This window comes from Metaclostridioides mangenotii (assembly GCF_017873185.1).
In the GTDB taxonomy this organism is placed as follows: Bacteria; Bacillota; Clostridia; order Peptostreptococcales; family Peptostreptococcaceae; genus Metaclostridioides; species Metaclostridioides mangenotii.
The window spans coordinates 291,992-310,981 of record NZ_JAGGJX010000002.1 but is presented as its reverse complement, the minus strand read 5'-3'; the positions used below and the strand labels follow the sequence as shown (position 1 = coordinate 310,981).

The window sequence follows — 18,990 nt, the reverse complement described above, 5'->3', positions numbered from 1 at the left end:
TTATATATCTCCCTTTTAGATTATAATAATTGATTTATATTAACATTACGAATTGTATTAAATCAATTGAATTAGAGTGTAGCTTTATCACATACTTTTATATAAATAAGTTTAGACCAGAGTCTTCAGTCGCACCTAAATATGATGCAACTCCTCCAATTTCGACCCCGTCAATAAACTCCTCTTTTTTTATTCCCATAAGTTCCATACTCATAGCACATGCAACTACCTTTACTCCCATGTCTATTGCATTTTTGATCAAGGTATCTAAATCATCAACATTATTCTTCTTCATAATTTGATTTATCATCTTAGGACCCATTCCCCCCATATTCATTTGAGAAAGAGGTAACTTCCCTGTATGAGAAGGTAACATGACATCAAACATCTTTTCCATAGTATCTTTAGATACATTCGGCTTATCTTTTCTTTTTAATATATTAAGACCCCAAAATGTGAAAAACATAGTAACTTCTTTTCCCATTGATGCTGCACCTGTCGCAATTATAAATGATGCTATAGCCTTATCTAAATCTCCACTGAATACAACTAAAGTAGCTCCATCTTTATCACTCTGCTCAATGCTACATGATTTACTAAGAACTGCATTTTTACCTTTTCTAATATAGGCAACAAATGCTTTTCTGGATTTATCGAAATCAGATTTAATCAATGTATTTCCAGTTTTTTCACACCAAGCTTCTATATCTTTACTAAATCCAGGATCACTTGCTCTTACTTCTAGGATCTCTCCTTCTTGCATCTTGTTCATTTCCTCAAATACTCTTCTTATAGGCCCAGGGCACTGAAGACCACACGCATCTAATGTTACATTCGTAACTATTTCATCTTTGTTAATCGTATCATCGCTTGCTTTACTAGTTGTTGATGACTCTAAATGTTTCTCACTTTGTTTTTTTATAGATTCAAAACCTCTTTTAACAGCTAGGTACGTTTTTACTCCACCATCAATATTTGTACACTTAATACCGTTTTGTTCTAGTATTCTACATGCAATATATCCTCTAATACCAACTTGGCAAGTTGTATATATTTTTTTATCCTTTGGTATCTCGTTTATCCTTTCTCTGATCTCACCTAATGGTATATTAATTGAATTAGGCATAGTACCTGAAATTAATTCAAATTCATCTCTTACATCTATAATTACTCCACCATTTTTTTGTATTTCATCTACATCACTCCACTGAATAGTATCTAACATACCTTCTATTATATTGCTTGCATAGTATCCCAACATATTTACAGGGTCTTTAGCTGAATTATACGGAGGAGCATAGCATACCTCTACATCTGGTAGATCAAAAACTGTAAGCCCGCCTTTTATAGCAGTAGCCAAAACGTCTATACGTTTTTCCACTCCATCTAATCCTACCCCTTGGGCACCAAATATCTTTCCTGTTTTAGGATCAAACGTCATTTTAAGGTATATAGGAAACGAACCTGGATAATACCCTGCATGAGAATTTGGATGGATATGAACTACTTTATAATCAATTCCTAATCTTCTTAAGATCTTCTCATTATTACCTGTAGTTGCAACAGTATAATCAAACACCTTAGCTACTGAAGAACCTAAAGTTCCTTTGTAACTCACATCTCTTCCACAAATATTGTCTGCTACCAATCTTCCTTGTCTGTTTGCTGGCCAAGCTAGAGGTATCATTGTCGGCTTTTTGTTTACAAAATCCATAACTTGTATAGCATCACCTATTGCGTATATATATTTATCTGAACTCCTCATATGGTCATCAACGATTATTGCCCCACGATCATTTAATTTAAGACCTGCATCTTTAGCTAATTTCGTTTCTGGTTTAACTCCAATAGACAGTATTACCATATCTGTATCTATTTCTTTTCCACTTGTTAAGACTACTTTTTCACCATTTTTATCAAATAATTTAACTCCATCATTTAAAATTAACTCTACCCCTTTACTTACTAAGTGCTCATGAACTACGCTTACCATTTCTATATCTAAAGGGGCCATAACTTGCTCACTTGCTTCAACTATAGTTACCTCTATACCTCTTTGATGCAAATTTTCAGCCATTTCTATGCCTATAAAACCGCCACCTATAACAACAGCACGATTTGGTTTATTGTTATCAATATATGATTTTATCTTATCAGTATCTGGTATATTTCTAAGCGTAAATAAATTATCACACTCGTTTATTCCAGGTATAGGAGGCTTTATAGGATTTGCCCCAGGAGAAAGTACTAATATATCATAACTTTCTTCATATATCTCGCCAGTTTTATGATTTTTTACACTTACTTTTCTATTGTTCTTATCAATTTTAATAACTTCACTTAAATTTCTTATATCAATATTAAATTTGGAGCTCATAGCATCTACTGACTGGACAATTAATTTATCTCTTTCACTGATAGTTCCTCCAATGTAATAAGGAAGACCACAGTTGGCAAATGAAATATATTCGCCTTTTTCAAACATTACTATTTCAATATTTTCATCTAAACGTCTTAGTCTAGCTGCTGCTGATGCACCACCTGCAACTCCACCAACTATAACAACTTTTTTATTCATCTATATCCCTCCATATAATTTCATATTTTATAAATATCTATATCTAGATAGTAATTCAATTAGATTCATATAACAGTGACAAAGTCACATATACAAAAATAAAATATTTATATAAGAAAAGAAATACTAATAAACTTTTTATATAATTTTTTAAAAAGAAATATAAAAAATTTATTAGTATAGAATTTATATATGAGGTTTTCCGATACAGATAAAAAATTTATCCTAAAAAATCATTTATCTTATTATAAAGGTCTATCCAATAAGGAAATTGAAGACTTTAAAATATTATGAGTATTATAAATGTGGATGTTTCAAAAGTGAATTATAATCACTTTTGAAACATCCACATTTTATTTTCTATATAATAATTTTGATACTGATGTATAAGCTACCAAAAGGTATCAACTTTTTAATTTGATACCTATAAATCTAATCAACAATATATTCTAACTTTAAGTTTATTTAAGAGCTTTTTTTATGTCTGATATTATTAACTCATCAGTTAGGTGATAACGTTCATATAATTCTTTTAATGGTACGCTATCAGTAAATTCTTTTGAAGCTCCAAAGTTTAATACTTTTATATCTTTATCTCCATAGAATCTTGAGATCTTTTCTCCAAATCCACCGTCAAGTATTCCATCTTCTAATGTTATTACTAACTTATGGTTATCTAATAACTCAGTTAGTAAATTCTTATCTATTCCACTTATAAATCTAGGGTTTATTAATGTAGCATTTATACCTGTTGTTTCTTTTAATTTTTCCTGTACTTTCTCTCCCAGATTATAAAAACTTCCTAGGCCAATTATTGCTACTTCACTTCCATCTTTCATTTTTTCATAAGTGTTTAAGTTGTCAAAGTTTGGCTCTACTTCAACGTTTGCTGATAATACACGCTTGTTTGGAACACGTATAGCCACTGGATATTTGCCTTGTTCTATTCCCCACTCCATCATAGCAATTAATTCTTCTTTATTAGTTGGAGCAAGATAGACTATGTTTGGAATATTAGAGATTAAAGAGATATCAAATATTCCATGATGTGTTACATCGCTACCGGTTACTCCTCCACCATAAACCATAATAAGTGCAGGGTTATTATTTATAGCAAGATCTTGAGATAATTGATCATAAGTTCTTTGTATAAATGAACTAATAAAAGATGCAACAGGTTTACCTCCTTGTGACGCTATACCAGATGCAAGTGCTATTGCATGTTCCTCAGCTATTCCAACATCTATGAACTGATCTTTAAATTCATGTCTAAATGAGCTTAAACCAACTGGACCAGGAGTAGCAGCTGTTATTGCTACTACTCTACTATCTTTTCTAGCTTTTTGTGATAAAAATGCACCTGCAATTTCTGCATAAGTTTCTCTATTGTTTTTAACTAATGGTTCTTTAGTTTTTAAGTCAAATGGCATTATCCAATGAAAGGCTTCTTTATTTTCCTCAGAATCTTTATATCCTTTTCCTTTAACTGTGTGCATATGAACTACTACTGGATGACTTGTATCTTTAACTTTTGAAAATGTTTCAATTAACGACTCAATATTATTTCCATCTTTAACATAATAATAATCAAATCCTAAAGATTTGAAAAAGTTATTTTCTGATTTCCCATTTGTCTCACGAAGTAGAGCTAAGTTTTTATAGAGACCTCCATAGTTTTTTGCTATTGACATATCATTATCGTTTACTAGTATTATTATATTTTTTCCTGTTGCAGCTGCGTTATTTAGTCCTTCATAAGCTTCTCCTCCACTTAAAGAACCATCACCTATAACTGCTATAATATTTTCATTGCCGCCCTTTACGTCGCGAGCCTTTGCTAGACCACATGCTAAACTAACTGAAGTCGATGTATGTCCAATTGTAAAGAAATCATGTTCGCTTTCATCAGGTGAAGTGTATCCTGTAACACTTTCATATTCATCTGGATTTATGAATGCATGCTTTCTTCCAGTTAAAATTTTATGTGTATATGATTGATGAGAAACATCATAAACTATCTTATCTATTGGCGAATTAAATACACAGTGCAGTGCTATAGTTGCTTCAACCATACCTAGGTTTGGTCCGAAGTGCCCACCTGTTGTACTTACTTTTGTTATTATACTCTCTCTTATCTCACTAGATAATACTTTTAGTTCATCAATAGAAATTCCTTTTAAATCTTGTGGTCCGTTAATTTTATTTAATATATTTATTGACATATTAATATCTCCTACATTTTATAATTTAAATTGTTCTTGCTTGCTATATTGATTAGTATACTGCTTAGAGTGAACTCTAAGTCAATAGGTAATTTAAATTAATTTTTTCTAAATTTTACTTTACTCAGAGTTAAGTCTAAAGGTTATAATATAATATCATTTATTTTAGGAGGTAAGATTATGCACTATACAATTAAAGAGGTCGCTGAAAAATATGATTTATCTGTTCATACTCTTCGCTATTATGAAAAAGAAGGTTTACTTCCTTTTGTAAAGCGAAATGAACAAGGTAATAGAATCTTTAATGTTAATGACTTTGAGTGGCTTGATTTGATATGTTGTCTTAGAAATACTAATATGCCTATATCTAAGATTAAAGAGTATGTTGATTTGTGCCTGAAAGGGCCTGAGACTATATGTAAGCGAGAAGATATACTTTTAAAACATAAGGAATATATAGAACATGAGATAAAAAACTTTAATTCTTATCTTAGAATTGTAGATAACAAGATAAATTATTATATTAAAGAACAGAAATCTATTATATGTAAATAATTTAATATATTAATAATAGATCTCATAATATAAGAAAGAGTACTCTATGATAGTCTTAGAGTACTCCGTTTATGATTATTTAATCTCTATAACCTGAAGTCTCTTTAGCAAGGTTTACATCAAGATTAGCATAATTATCACACAAGTATTATATTATAATTTTTATTTCTCCTACTGACTATCCAATCCCAAATCAGTATTAGCTACCTACCAAGGTTGATAACATAAGTATATCTCTTCTACTTTGCCGTTTTGATCTATCTTAAAATGTTTACCAACATTATCTTTTTTACTTTTGTCGTAAGCATGATTTTGGTAATGAATACTATTAGTTGTATCATCCTTACTTCTTTCGAAATCTTTTCCTAGTATTTTTATAACATCACTTTCAGATGTTCCAATTCTATACCCTTGTATTCAAATTTTGGATCAGTTGTTTTAATATTATTAATCATAGGTAGGAGTGGTCTCTTTTTTATGTGCTTTACCTGTGAAATTAATTTAGATTTATAGCTGGTGTGATTATTGATTATATCTCCAACTTTTTTATACTTCTAGTAGGTAGATTATTACAAGGACTTGCGACTGGAATTGCACTTCCTCTTATGTTTAATATTATTTTAGAGGAAGTTTTAAATTTCTTTAATGATTATATCTATATAATCTTGAGCAATGTGTATAATTAAAAAATCACTAAGTAAATTTTTTACCTAGTGATTTTTTTAATAGTTTTATTTTATGCTACTTTAACTTTTTTACCTATTTTGTTTATAAATCCCTATTAAGCTTTTATATTTTTAGCAGGATATATTTTAACAAGCGATAATTTCCTTAATCATAAACTCTCTACCGCACAACAACTCCCATTCCCTACTTTCACATTTTGGGCATATCCGATCATTTTTAAGGAGGTTAAAAACTTTACTGCAATTTTTGCAAATACCATTACCTGGTAATACCTCAATTTCTAATTTTGTATCCTGAAGTATTGTACCATCGACTGCCGCAGGATAACAGAGTTCTATATATCTAGGAATCATTGATGATAGCTCCCCAATTTGTAAAACTAAAGTATCGATTTTATTCAATTGTTCCTCTACAACAATTTTTTCTACAGTCTTTACAACCTCAATTACAACACCCAGTTCATGCAAATCAATCACCTACTCTTATTTTTTACTATTTACTTAATGTTCTCTACTGCTCTTTCTCTGTAAATAAATTTTTAACTTTCTTAACTGCGATTTTCCCCTTACGTTTAACCATATGTTTTACCACAATCGGTTTTAAATCTTCATAAGCCGCACCTTCACCATCATATTTTCTAACAAGTGAAATCGCATCAAACTTACATTTTGTAGCACATACTCCGCACCCTACGCACATAAATTCATCTACAACTGTAGCTCCACAACTAAGGCAACGCTCTGTTTCCTTCTTCATTTGCTCTTCTGTAAATGTTTTTCGAAGATCTTTAAAAGTTTCTTTTGATTTATCTGAATCAACATGGGGCGCTTCTTGTCTTGGTAGACGATCGTATCCGTCTAGATCTAAATCTGTTTTATCAAGGGCATGATATTCTCTTTTGCTACGACCGATAGTTAAACTTTGACCAGGTTGAACGTAACGATGAATAGAGATCGCCCCCTGTTTACCTGCTGCAATAGCATCGATAGCAAACTTTGGTCCTGTTAATGCGTCTCCACCTATAAATATATCAGGCTCACTAGTTTGATAAGTAAGTAAATCTGCTTTTATAGTGTTGTTAGGGTTTAATTCAATTTTGCTACCTTCAATTAAATCTCCCCAATCAATTATCTGACCCACTGAAACCAATACATTATCAGCATCGACAATCTTTACATCATTATCGTCATAGGTTGGATTAAATCTATTATTTTCATCTAGTACAGAAATACATTTCTTGAATTCTACACCTACTACCTGATCGTTTTTAGTAATAATTCGTTTTGGACCCCAAGAATTATTAATCACAACGTCTTCTGAGATCGTTTCTTCAATTTCTTCGTCAAGTGCAGGCATCTGTTCGCGTGTTTCAAGACAGAACATATCAACCTTTGAAGCTCCTACTCTTGTAGCATTTCTTGCAACATCAATTGCAACATTACCGCCGCCAATTACTACTACATTTCCTTCAAGTTTTATGCCTTCTCCCAGATTTATATCTCGTACAAAATCAACCCCTGGTATAACCCCTTTTGCATCTTCACCTTCAATACCTAGCTTTCTACCTGCCTGAGCACCGATTGCAATATAGAATGCTTCAAAACCTTGTTTCCTCAATTCTTCTATGCTTAAATCTTTTCCAACTTCAACACCTGTCTTGAACTCAACGCCTAATTCTCTTAATATATCTATTTCTGCATTTACAACATCTTTTTCCAGTCTGAAAGATGGAATCCCCAGTGTCAACATTCCACCGAGTGATTTTTGCTTTTCAAATACTGTTACTTTATAACCGTCAATAGCTAAGTAAAAAGCACATGAAAGCCCTGCAGGTCCACCTCCTATAACTGCAATTTTATTTTCATAATCATTTTTTATTTCAGGTACATATCGTTGTTTAATGTTTAAATCCTGATCTGCGATAAATTTCTTAATTTCATCAATAGCGATTGGATCATCAATATCGCCTCTGGTACATTCAGATTCACATTTTCTAGGGCAAATACGTCCACATACAGCCGGAAATGGATTTTCGTATTTGATAAGTTGAAGCGCCTCTTTATACCTACCTTGAGATGCCAACTTTATATACCCCTGAATACCTATATGAGCAGGACATTCTGTTTTACATGGACTCGTGCCGCTATCAACAACATCTCGTCTGTTGTAGCGATACTCAGGATTCCATTTATCTGGGCCCCACTCTGTATTATGTGGAAGATCTCTTTTCTTTTCAGGTACATGTGTTTTACCACATAATTTCTGTCCTAATCTTAAAGCATTAACTTGACAGTTTTCGACGCATTCACCGCACCCAACGCATTTGTCTTTATCTACTTGTGAAACATAATTTGAACGTACCATATCGGGATTTAAAAACATCTCAGCACTTCTCAAAGATAAACAAGAGCACCCACAACAGTTGCAAATCGCATGAGTCTTTCCTGAACCATCTAGATTCGGTATTTGATGTACCAATCCGTTCTCTTCTGCTCTTTTAATGATCTCAAAAGCCTCTTCTCGTGTAATCTGTCTCCCTCTACCTGTACGAATATAGTATTCAGCTGCATGACCCATCTGTATACACATATCTTCTTTTAAATGACCGCAACCCTCACCCATAACTTCCCTTGCAGTACGACAAGAGCAGTCTGAAACTGTGAAAATATCATTGTCTTTTAAATATTTGGATACTTCTTCGTAAGATGCTCTTCTTGTTTCCCCTTCAATTGCCTGCTCTATAGGTATAACGCGCATCAAGCCAATTCCTACAGGGAAATTACCCACAGTATTTGGCCCCCTTACTCTTCCATAAGCTTCAAATGCCTCGGCAATTTGAGGATACTTTTTAACATTTTCTTTGTTATTAACCATCATTTCCATAATTCCCGGAACCCAAGTCTCATACCAGTACTTATCAACACCATCTATTTCATTTACAAAACAAACGCCTGCAACTGCTAATTCCCATAAAAGTTCTGTCGTTTCCTCTATAGACTTACCACATAGAGGCGCTACTTCCTCTGCACTCATAGGTTTGCGCATCTGTAGACATAGTGCGACCTCTGCCATTTCATCTGTAACAACTGGCTCCAAAACCATATATTCTGGATCTGTCGTCTTGATTCCAGATTTTGACCCCATCTTTTTTCTACTGACCTTATTAGCAAATTCTAATACCTTTTCCTTCCTAGCCATAGATTTACTCCCCTAATTAATTATATTTTTATGAATTTACGTTCCAGTTTTTCACTTCTGTACGTATCCAATCCGCCCATTCATCAATTCCATCACCTGTTCTAGCTGAGATCGGAATTATTTTAATATCAGGATTTAATTTCTTTACATGCTCTTTTACTGATTCTAAGTCGAATTCAAAGTGATCTATTACATCCATCTTGTTGATTAATAAGACATCAACTATAGAAAACATTAATGGATATTTTAGAGATTTATCATCTCCTTCTGGTATGCTTAAAATCATAGCGTTTTTTGATGACCCAGTATCAAACTCTGCCGGACACACTAGGTTTCCCACATTTTCTAAGATAGCGAAATCAACATCTTCTGTTCCTAATCCTAATAGACCTTGTTTAGTCATATCTGCATCAAGATGACACATGCCACCAGTATGCAATTGTATTACTTTTGTTCCAGTTTTAGAAACGGTATGTGCATCTACATCTGAATCAATATCCGCCTCTAAAATCCCTATTCGCATTTCATCTTTTAAAGCATCAATTGTTCTTAAAACCGTTGTTGTTTTCCCAGAGCCTGGTGATGACATTAAATTTAATAAAAAGGTCTTCTCTTTTTTTAATTCTTCCCTAAGTGAATCTGCTTGTCTATCGTTATCTTCAAAAACACTTTGCTTAATCTCAAGTACTTTATACTTCTCCATATAATTTATTCCTCCCATTTTTAAGTTCTGATTTTCTTTTGGTTTTGTCTTAATATTGTTTCATATTCAATGTAAAGCACTTATATTGTTGATGTTCTAACACTAAGCCTCTATTAATATATTAAATTAAGACTACTCAAAATCCTCTTTTTGTTTAAACGTCTCTCACTGAATCTTACGATGTATGATGTAACAATATTCGTGATTCATACTTTAAATTTAATTGGAGGTAACGCTATGTTCTTATTTGAAGCACAGCCAATATCCAATTGGCTAATGTTACTCTTTGTGTTCTTTATATTAATTATATTGAACGAAATTGGCCGCCGTTATAAATGGGGCGGTGTAACACTATTTATAATCTTACCAATCGTTCTTACAATTTTTGTATGGCCTAAAACCACTGCTGGTACAAGTGTAGATGACTGGTTTCACTACGCTAAAGTATATTCTGCTTTAGCAGGATGTATCGGCTTCTGGTTAATCCGTCACTTAAAAGGTGTCACTGATCACAAATGGGTTTTATTTTTTCCACCATTAATCCTTGCAATTAATATTCTTGAAGCTGTTGCTCGTGATTTCCAAATTGGTTCACTAGGGCTTACACAAGAAGTATTTGAAGGAATGATGGTGTACAGTGGTTCTTGGAATTACTTAAACGGTATTGCTGGAATCCTAAATATCGTTACAATTACAGGTTGGATTGGTATCTGCATTAGCAAGGATAAGAGTAAGGATATGTTATGGCCAGATATGTGCTGGTTCTGGATTATCGCTTACGACCTTTGGAATTTTGCATATACTTATAACTGCTTAGGCGACCATGCTTGGTACTGTGGTTTGGCATTACTCATCGCACCTACCGTATCTGCCTTTTTACTTAAAAAAGGCGCCTGGTTACAACATCGTGCACAAACACTCGCTCTGTGGTGCATGTTCGCAATGACATTGCCTTCATTTATCGACGGTTCTCAATTTGCTGTTAAATCAACACAAAATCCAACTGCATTGTTTATAGTAAGTTTAATTGCATTACTTGCTAATATCACAGTATTTGTTTATATGATCTACAAGGTTAGAAAAACAAAACGTAATCCTTATAAATCTGAGCTTTATACTGATTTAAAATGTTATGATGAAGTAAAAGAATTGGCTAAATAACATAAAGCAAGCTTTGCAAATATCTGCGAGGCTTGCTTTCACTTATTTTATATAGATTTTTCTAAAATAATTTTGTCGAATCATATATTGATAGTTGGACATTAAATAACCTGTTTTTCAATAATATATTCGGAAGGAAGTCTATTTTAAATACAATATTCACTACATTCACCGATTAAATCTTTAACTTCTACTATTACTAACAAATCATCAAATTTTTGATATAATATATTTATTATATTTTGGAGGTATAGTATGAAATCAGCACAGTATTATATAGATAAATTAAACATGACACCACATGTCGAAGGTGGATATTTCAAAGAATCGGTAATATCAGAAGATTTATTTAGAGAAGATAAAAGGTTATTTAGCAGCATATATTTCTTACTTGAAACAGGAGAAGTTTCAAATTTTCATAGATTAACTTCTGATGAAATGTGGTACTACCACGATGGACAGGCTCTTACTATATATATGATCATGCCAGACGGTGAACTCATAACCAAGCAATTAGGGCTAGATATTGAAAAAGGAGAAGTTCCGCAAGTTTTAGTTCCTAAGGGTTACATATTTGGATCATCTATGAACAATGATGGATTCGCACTTGTTGGATGTATGGTCGCCCCTCAATTTACTTTTGATGAATTTGAGTTGTTTGATAGAAAAAAACTTTTGAACTTGTATCCAAATCACGGAGAAATAATAAAGAAATTAACTAGATAAGACGTATTACTATATATTTTAAATGATATGTGTTTTCAATATATTTATCAACAAAATTTCATATTGACTCAAACATACCTATTAGATTTGAGACAACATTATAAATTAGACACAATAAATCTAAGATTTAATTTGAAAATTGAAAAACTTGATTAGAAAAAAGATTTGTTGTATTATAGTTGATAGGCAATTCGTACAGATAGTAATTTTTTTTACTGATAAGAGAGGCGATTTCTACTTATGTAGAAGTGGTCTCTTTTTTGTGTGGTTTCACTTATAAAAATAATTTGAAAGGGAGTGTTTTTTTGAAACAAAATTATAAAGAAAAAAATAAATTATTACTTGCAATCTTTGCGACGGGAATCATGACTTTTTGTGGTGTATTAATAGAAACAGCTATGAACGTTACCTTTCCGTCCCTGATGAACGAATTTAATATATCTCTATCGATGGTACAGTGGGTTACAACGATCTATTTACTTATTATTTCGATTATCGTACCTATTTCTTCTTTCTTTAATCAGAAGTTTGATAAGAAAAAATTGTTTATTACTTCAAATCTTATTTTCATAGCTGGAGTAATTATCGACTGCGTGTCTCCAACTTTTTCTATTCTTCTAATTGGTAGATTATTACAAGGGTTAGCTACAGGTATAGCCCTTCCACTTATGTTCAATATTATTTTAGAAGAAGCTCCACAAGAAAAAAGGGGTACAATGATGGGATTTGGTGTATTGACCACTGCCATAGCACCAGCTATAGGTCCGACTTTTGGCGGATGGTTAACTACTGAATTATCATGGCGTTACATTTTTATTTCACTTATACCGATACTGATTTTATCGCTGTTTTTAGGAATTTATTCGATATCATCAAAAAAAGAAAAGAATACGTCAGATACTAAATTTGATTTTTTAGCGGTATTTTATATTACTTTAATTTTCGGAGGTTTGCTATTCTTTTTCACTATAGTAGGTGAAAAAGGAGTCTTTTCATGGCTACCTTGGACATATTTTATTGTAGGAATTTTAGGTTTATTATTATTTATAAAACGTATGAAAATTTCTGAAACACCGTTAATTAATTTAGAGGTCTTTAAACATGTAGGATTTGATTTATTGCTAATTAGCTTTTTAGTTTATCAATTCCTTTTACTAGGTTTATCATTTATTATTCCAATCTACCTTCAAATAGTGCAGTTAAAATCTGCGTCGATCTCTGGTATGTTTATGCTACCTGGTGCGTTGATAGGAGCTATACTTGCACCTATCTCGGGAAGAATCCTTGATAAACTAGGACCAAAAAAACCAATTCTTCTTGGACTTATTCTTTCATTGATCGCTTTAGCTCTAATGGCATTATCGATTCGCTCCAATATACTAGTATTTATTATCATTTGCCATTCTCTATTTATGATAGGAGAGGGAATCGCTTATAGCAACTTGATGACTACTGCTTTAAATCAATTACCTACTTCATTTGAATCAGATGGTAATGCTATATTTAATACTCTTCAGCAATTTTCTGGTGCCGTTGCTACTTCAATTGTTGCAGCTATTATCGCTTCGTTCCAGAAAAATAGTGCGTCTGGAGATCATATTCTAGGTACTCAGGTTGGAGTACAAGCTGGACTTATATTTTTACTTATATTGATAGCTATTGGTTTATTTAGTACAATGATATTTTTTACAAAACAACGCAGTCTTAAAACTAATATTGATAAATGCGACTATTGCAAAGATGAAGTTATTGAGCGTATAAATTAATTGAAAAGTCAGTTCAACTAGATCCTGGTTTATAGAATTAAGCAAAAAAATACAGTAGCTATAATAGCTACTGTATTTTAAAGTTGTTGTTATATTTAAAAACCTGTTATTTCGCCTAACTTAAATGTATCTATTTCACCATCAACATCAAGGCCTATTGCTTTGAATTTCCAAGTACCATCTTTTGCAAGATTGTTAATATTATCCAAAGCCGTACCTATTTGGTTGCCATCTTTATCAAATAAATTATATGTTATCTGAACATATGAAACATCTTTCCCACTATTATTTTTTATAACACCTTTAATATAGGTAGCAGCTGAATCAGTTTCTGATGTAACATCACCTACTATTTCGTATTTAGCTTTTTCTACTTCTTTTACTCTCGAAGCTTCTTTTCCATTGCTTGTACTTGTGTTATCATTTCCTCCAAGATTAGCCATTGTTCCTCCTACAATAACTACTGCTAAAATTATAAACCAAGCTCTTTTATAAATTGGTTTTTTGTTTTTAGCTCCACATCCAGGGCAAGATTTAGCATTTGAGGCTATTTCTCTTGAACATGATTTACATTGAATCATTTTTGCCATTTAAATTTTTCCTCCTCCATAATAATAATTGCATATATTATTATAACTAAATATACTGTCGAATTTTGTCATTTCTTCTGTAAATATGGTATTTATTGAAATTTATTCATATTTTATGTATATTCTTTAAATTATTTATAAAACACTTAGAAAATGGAAAATATAATCCTTCTTTAAAGTTAGCAATGGATGTAGCTAAAATTTTTTGATACGACAGTAGAGGATTTATTCGAATTTATTGAAGAAAAATAAAATAATAAAAGCTCTAAATTGTATAATATTTTAAATAGAATAAGAGTGCTCTTTCCAATCAGAAGACTGTACTCTTATAAAATCGATATTTAATATATTACTTTTTTACTTTTTACTACATCTATAATTTTCTTATTTGAAACGTCTACTAATCCCAAATCAGACATTTTACCTTTAGGTATAACTGGTAGCGCTAAAGTTACTATTCTTAAAAGCGGGTTTTTCATTTCCGTAATTCCCATTTCTCTTAATGAATTTTTCATTTCATTTGCCTGTATCGCTATCTCATTCGCTTCTTTTGTCGACATTAAACCTGCTACAGATAATTGCAAATTGTTTTTAATCTTATTCAAAGCACAACTCAATCCACCGCCAAGTTTTATTAAATCCTCAGCGACTAGTACAGCCTCATCGGGATTGTCGTATACAATAGTTAAGTTATGGCTATCATGAGAAATCGTACTTCCAACAGCACCTTTATTTATTCCAAACCCCTTAACTAAGCCTATTGATTTTGTATCTAATTTATTATGTCTATTTAAAACTGCAACAAATTTTATGTCACTATCCTCTGCTAGTTTTACTACTCCATCTTCTACTTCCAACTCTCCTTCAATTATTTCTGTTGATGAAGTATGTTGAGATAGATACTTTATTATATTCGCTTTAATTTTTCCATTATTAATTTTACAATTATCTATATCTACTTTTAATTTAAAATCTTCTACAGATAAGTTATTAATATATACTAAGTTATTATTTTCAATATCAAACTCTTCATTTTTTATATCTGCCAATAATGGAAGTTTTTATGTATCATATATGTATGAACAAAAAACAACCTCCTATAGTTAATTTTATTTTACCATAGGAAGTTGTTTAGTTATTATTTTCTAGAATTTTATTAGATTATATGGTACAGCTCACAAAAATTATTTTAAACTCTTCTTATTTTCTAACTTTCTTAAATGCTTCTGCCTGATTCTTTATACCAACTTCAGTAGCAAATCTCTCTATACTAGATGCACCAAAGAAACCATCTACGCCAGTAGTTCTAGCCATCACGTACTCCACATCATTTGGATCAGCTATCGGACCACCGTGACAAATTACCATAATATCTGGATTTACTGATTTCCCTGCATCTGCTATAGCTTGAACCTTTGCTACACTTTCATCTAATGTAAGAGCTGTTTTAGCACCTATAGTTCCTTTAGTCGTTAAGCCCATATGCGCAACTAAAACATCGGCTCCTGCCTTTGCCATTTTTACTGCTTGCTCTTCGTCAAATACATACGGTGTAGTTAGCATATCAAGCTCATGTGCTAGTCTTATCATTTCTACCTCTAAGTCATAACCCATTCCTGTTTCTTCTAAATTTGCTCTAAACACACCATCTATCAATCCAACTGTTGGGAAGTTTTGAACTCCTGCAAAACCTTGTTCTTTAAGTTGCTTTAAGTAAACTTCCATCACTCTAAATGGATCTGTTCCACATACACCCGCAAGTACAGGAGTATTCTTTACAACAGGTAAAACTTCTCTTCCCATATCCACAACTATTTGATTAGCATCTCCGTATGGTAAAAGACCTGCTAGTGAACCTCTACCAGCCATTCTGTATCTACCTGAATTGTATATAATTATTAAATCTACTCCACCAGCTTCTGCACTTTTAGCAGATATACCAGTTCCTGCTCCTGCTCCAAGCAATAAATTTCCCTTTGTTACTTCTTCTCTTAAAGTCTTTAATACTTCTTTTCTTGTTAACATAATATTATACCTCCAAAACTTAATCTATCTTAACTTAATTTATCTTAATTAAATCTATCTTAACTCAACTATCTTATTTTAATTATCATATCTTAACTATCTTTTCTTAATCTATCTTTTCTTAATCTATCTCAACTTAACTATCTTCTCTTAATCTAGCTCAACTTAACTATCTTCTCTTAATCTAGCTTCTCTTATTTTGTCTTTGATTCATAAATCAATTCTATCAATTTTTTAGCTGCAGCTAATGCGAATTCTCCATCATTAATGTTGTTATTCATTTCTATTATATCTACTTTATCCGAATTGATATTAGATTTTAACGTATTAAATAACATCTCATCTTCTTCTTTACCGTAAAAAGCTTCACCCTCTTGATCTATCATTGATACTCCTTTTAATGGTAGCATCAAAGTAGTTTGAGACTTTGACATATTTAATTTACCAGCTATAATTTCTCCTAGCTGTTTGTTTTCTTCAACTGTAGTTCTCATTAAAGTTGTGCTTGGGTTATGTTTATATAAATTTCTTTCCTTGAATTTAGCTGGTATAGTGTCTATTGCTCCGAAATTTACCATGTCCATAGCGCCTACTGATACAACTTGAGGTACTTTGTATTTCGCCGCAGCTTCAAGTCTATGTGGACCTGCGTTTAAAATTCCACCTACTAATTCATCACACCATTCTGTCGTTGTAAGGTCTAGTACACCCTCAAAAAATCCTGACCCTATAAGACTTTCCATTGTTTTTCCACCAGCACCTGTTGCGTGGAATACTAAAACCTCATATCCTTGATTTTCTAAATACTCTCTTGCAGTATCAACACAAGGAGTTGTAACTCCAAACATAGTGGCTGCAATTAAAGGCTTTTCTATTTTTTCTTGTTCAACATCAAATTTAACCATACCACAAATAGCAGATGCCGCATTTGTAAATATCTTTGTAGATATTGAATTCAGCCCTGCAACGTCTACAATTGAAGGGTACATTATAATATCGCTAGTTCCCACATATTCAGAAACATCTCCTGATGCAACTGTTGACACTATAATTTTAGGTACACCTATTGGTAATGCTCTCATCGCTGGAGCTATTAAAGATGTTCCTCCGCTACCTCCTAAAGAAATTATTCCATCAAATTTCCCTTGGGCATAAAGTTTTGGTATAATTTTTGTCATACCTTTACATAAAACTTCTGTTGCTAGTCCCCTATCTTTTTTGATCGCAATCTCTTTGATATCATGTCCTACTTCTTTTGCTACTTCTTCATTTGATATATCTGGTTTAAACTCTGTCTCAAACACACCGCAATTTACTGTAAGTGTTTTCAAACCTAAACTTTCTATAGTCTCTTTAATAAATAAATACTCTTTTCCTTTTGAATCAAAAGTTCCTGCTATAGCTATTGTTTTCACTGTCGCTCCCCCTTTAATAATATAATTTAGTTTAGTTTATTTCCGCCTATGTTAACTTAATCTTACTATATATCGGGTTTTAAAGTATATGTATATATGTATCATTTACTTTTATATTTGTACTATTTTATAGATTCTTTAGGCGACATATTTATATATTCTTTGGGCGACATACCTATTTGTTTCTTAAAAACCTTGCTAAAATGTGCATAGTCATTATACCCCACTAAATCAGCAACTTTCTTTAACTGTATCTTCTCTTTTTTTAGTATTTCTATAGCCTTATTGATCCTGTATCTAGATAAGTATTCCGAAAAACTACATCCTAACTCAGTATTAAATAAACGACTTAAATGAGTTCTAGAAATATGCACTACTTTTGCCAATTCAGTAAAACTTATGTCCTCCATATAATGAACGGATACATATTCTTTTACGAATTCCACATAATCGTAATGCTTACTTACTCCTTCTAGCATTTTATTTAATAACTGATCGTCTTCAAATCTGGATGTAACCTTAAATTCTTTAGTTTTTTTAGTTATAAATTCTTCAGACGGTATTCTTTCAAAAGCAGAACCTCCAAAGTAACCCATAGTGTCAGTATTATCGTACATATATTTTAAATCTCTAGATGAACTCACAGGTCCACCGTATATAACTTTTATGATATCCCTATCTGAATTATTGCATACTTCGAAAACTTCATTAGCTAATTCAACAGCGGACTCAAGGGATAGCATTTTTTTCGCTCCTAATACTCCTCCCTTTGTAACTCCTAGATGAGCACAGATCACATCTGCCCCAGCATCAAACATTTTCTTAGCCTCTTCTTTATTAAATACAAATGCTATTGTGAAAATATTTTTATTACTCGCTATTTTTATTGCTTTTACCTCTTCATCATAAGAAAATCCTTCTTCTTCCAACGCCTCACGAAATAAACCATCTATCATACCTATAGATGGATAGTTGACGATTCCCGAAAAACCTATATTACGGATATTATCAATGTAGAGATCGAGATTTATAGTGGGGTCCGTAGCGCACAACCCAAATATGATGGGGATCTCTCTTATTGTAGGCAATATTTCCCTCGACGCAAAATCAATAACTAATTCATTCGCATTGAAATACGGCATCATGCCGCCTAATGAGCTAACCCCCATCTGTCTAAATTTTCCTGAGTTTAGTGCTAATATTAAATCTGCACCACCCTTAGCCGCATATTTAGCTATTATTCCCGCTCCTAGCGATACACCTATTATATTTCCATTTATTTTAAATTGCGACTTTAAATCGCTTATTATTTTTTCTCTGGTGAAAAGCATATTTCGACTCCCTAAGATTTCTTCTTTATACTG

General features: G+C 32.2%; 14 protein-coding genes and 1 pseudogene. 5 read left to right on the top strand and 10 right to left on the bottom strand.

Features of this window, described 5'->3' with window-relative positions:
* Positions 1–97 precede the first annotated feature (97 nt).
* Positions 98–2,578, bottom strand: coding sequence for a CoA-disulfide reductase (cdr, locus tag J2Z43_RS07545; RefSeq protein ID WP_209456617.1), 2,481 nt, complete (start codon positions 2,576–2,578; stop codon positions 98–100).
* A gap of 461 nt (positions 2,579–3,039) precedes the next feature.
* Complete coding sequence (locus J2Z43_RS07540; RefSeq protein WP_209456616.1) at positions 3,040–4,800, bottom strand: 1-deoxy-D-xylulose-5-phosphate synthase; 1,761 nt, start codon at positions 4,798–4,800, stop codon at positions 3,040–3,042.
* 180 nt (positions 4,801–4,980) lie between these two features.
* Here J2Z43_RS07540 and J2Z43_RS07535 point away from each other — a divergent pair, with 180 nt between their 5' ends.
* Positions 4,981–5,355, top strand: coding sequence for a MerR family transcriptional regulator (locus J2Z43_RS07535; protein WP_209456615.1), 375 nt, complete (start codon positions 4,981–4,983; stop codon positions 5,353–5,355).
* 812 nt (positions 5,356–6,167) lie between these two features.
* Here the strand turns inward: J2Z43_RS07535 and J2Z43_RS07530 are convergent.
* Genes J2Z43_RS07530 through hypB form a run of 3 tightly spaced genes read right to left on the bottom strand, consistent with a single transcriptional unit; the run spans position 6,168 to position 9,943 of the window.
* Positions 6,168–6,509 carry a hydrogenase maturation nickel metallochaperone HypA/HybF gene (locus J2Z43_RS07530; protein WP_209456614.1) on the bottom strand — a complete coding sequence of 114 codons (342 nt, stop codon included), beginning with the start codon at positions 6,507–6,509 and terminating at the stop codon, positions 6,168–6,170.
* Positions 6,510–6,552: 43 nt separating this feature from the next.
* Positions 6,553–9,240, bottom strand: a complete 2,688-nt coding sequence (locus tag J2Z43_RS07525) for an FAD-dependent oxidoreductase (RefSeq protein ID WP_209456613.1) — start codon at positions 9,238–9,240, stop codon at positions 6,553–6,555.
* A 28-nt stretch (positions 9,241–9,268) separates the two neighbouring features.
* Entirely contained in the window at positions 9,269–9,943 is a 675-nt protein-coding gene (gene hypB, locus J2Z43_RS07520) for a hydrogenase nickel incorporation protein HypB (protein ID WP_209456612.1), read from the bottom strand.
* A gap of 237 nt (positions 9,944–10,180) precedes the next feature.
* Here hypB and J2Z43_RS07515 point away from each other — a divergent pair, with 237 nt between their 5' ends.
* From J2Z43_RS07515 to J2Z43_RS07505, 3 genes are all read left to right on the top strand, one after another.
* The gene (locus tag J2Z43_RS07515) at positions 10,181–11,104 is read left to right on the top strand and encodes a DUF5692 family protein (RefSeq protein ID WP_209456611.1); all 924 of its coding nucleotides are present in this window, start codon (positions 10,181–10,183) and stop codon (positions 11,102–11,104) included.
* 255 nt (positions 11,105–11,359) lie between these two features.
* Positions 11,360–11,830, top strand: coding sequence for a cupin domain-containing protein (locus J2Z43_RS07510; RefSeq protein ID WP_209456610.1), 471 nt, complete (start codon positions 11,360–11,362; stop codon positions 11,828–11,830).
* A 248-nt stretch (positions 11,831–12,078) separates the two neighbouring features.
* On the top strand, positions 12,079–13,596 hold the full coding sequence (locus J2Z43_RS07505) for a DHA2 family efflux MFS transporter permease subunit (protein WP_327786940.1): 1,518 nt from the start codon (positions 12,079–12,081) through the stop codon (positions 13,594–13,596).
* Positions 13,597–13,691: 95 nt separating this feature from the next.
* Here J2Z43_RS07505 and J2Z43_RS07500 read toward each other — a convergent pair whose 3' ends face one another.
* Complete coding sequence (locus J2Z43_RS07500; RefSeq protein ID WP_209456608.1) at positions 13,692–14,186, bottom strand: FxLYD domain-containing protein; 495 nt, start codon at positions 14,184–14,186, stop codon at positions 13,692–13,694.
* Positions 14,187–14,323: 137 nt separating this feature from the next.
* On the opposite strand from J2Z43_RS07500, the pseudogene J2Z43_RS15315 reads away from it, so the two are divergent.
* Positions 14,324–14,438: pseudogene (locus J2Z43_RS15315) on the top strand (helix-turn-helix transcriptional regulator); the annotation flags it as partial.
* Positions 14,439–14,527: 89 nt separating this feature from the next.
* On the opposite strand, the gene J2Z43_RS07495 reads toward J2Z43_RS15315, so the two are convergent.
* The 4 genes from J2Z43_RS07495 to J2Z43_RS07480 form a co-directional block, all read right to left on the bottom strand.
* Positions 14,528–15,235: an adenine deaminase C-terminal domain-containing protein gene (locus J2Z43_RS07495; protein WP_209456607.1), complete on the bottom strand. Its 708-nt coding sequence runs from the start codon at positions 15,233–15,235 to the stop codon at positions 14,528–14,530.
* A gap of 151 nt (positions 15,236–15,386) precedes the next feature.
* A complete protein-coding gene (locus tag J2Z43_RS07490; protein ID WP_209456606.1) occupies positions 15,387–16,211 on the bottom strand; it encodes a phosphoenolpyruvate hydrolase family protein in 825 nt (274 codons plus the stop codon).
* Between the two features lie 194 nt (positions 16,212–16,405).
* A complete protein-coding gene (locus J2Z43_RS07485; protein ID WP_209456605.1) occupies positions 16,406–17,626 on the bottom strand; it encodes a Tm-1-like ATP-binding domain-containing protein in 1,221 nt (406 codons plus the stop codon).
* Positions 17,627–17,748: 122 nt separating this feature from the next.
* A complete protein-coding gene (locus tag J2Z43_RS07480; RefSeq protein WP_209456604.1) occupies positions 17,749–18,957 on the bottom strand; it encodes a phosphoenolpyruvate hydrolase family protein in 1,209 nt (402 codons plus the stop codon).
* Positions 18,958–18,990: the final 33 nt, after the last annotated feature.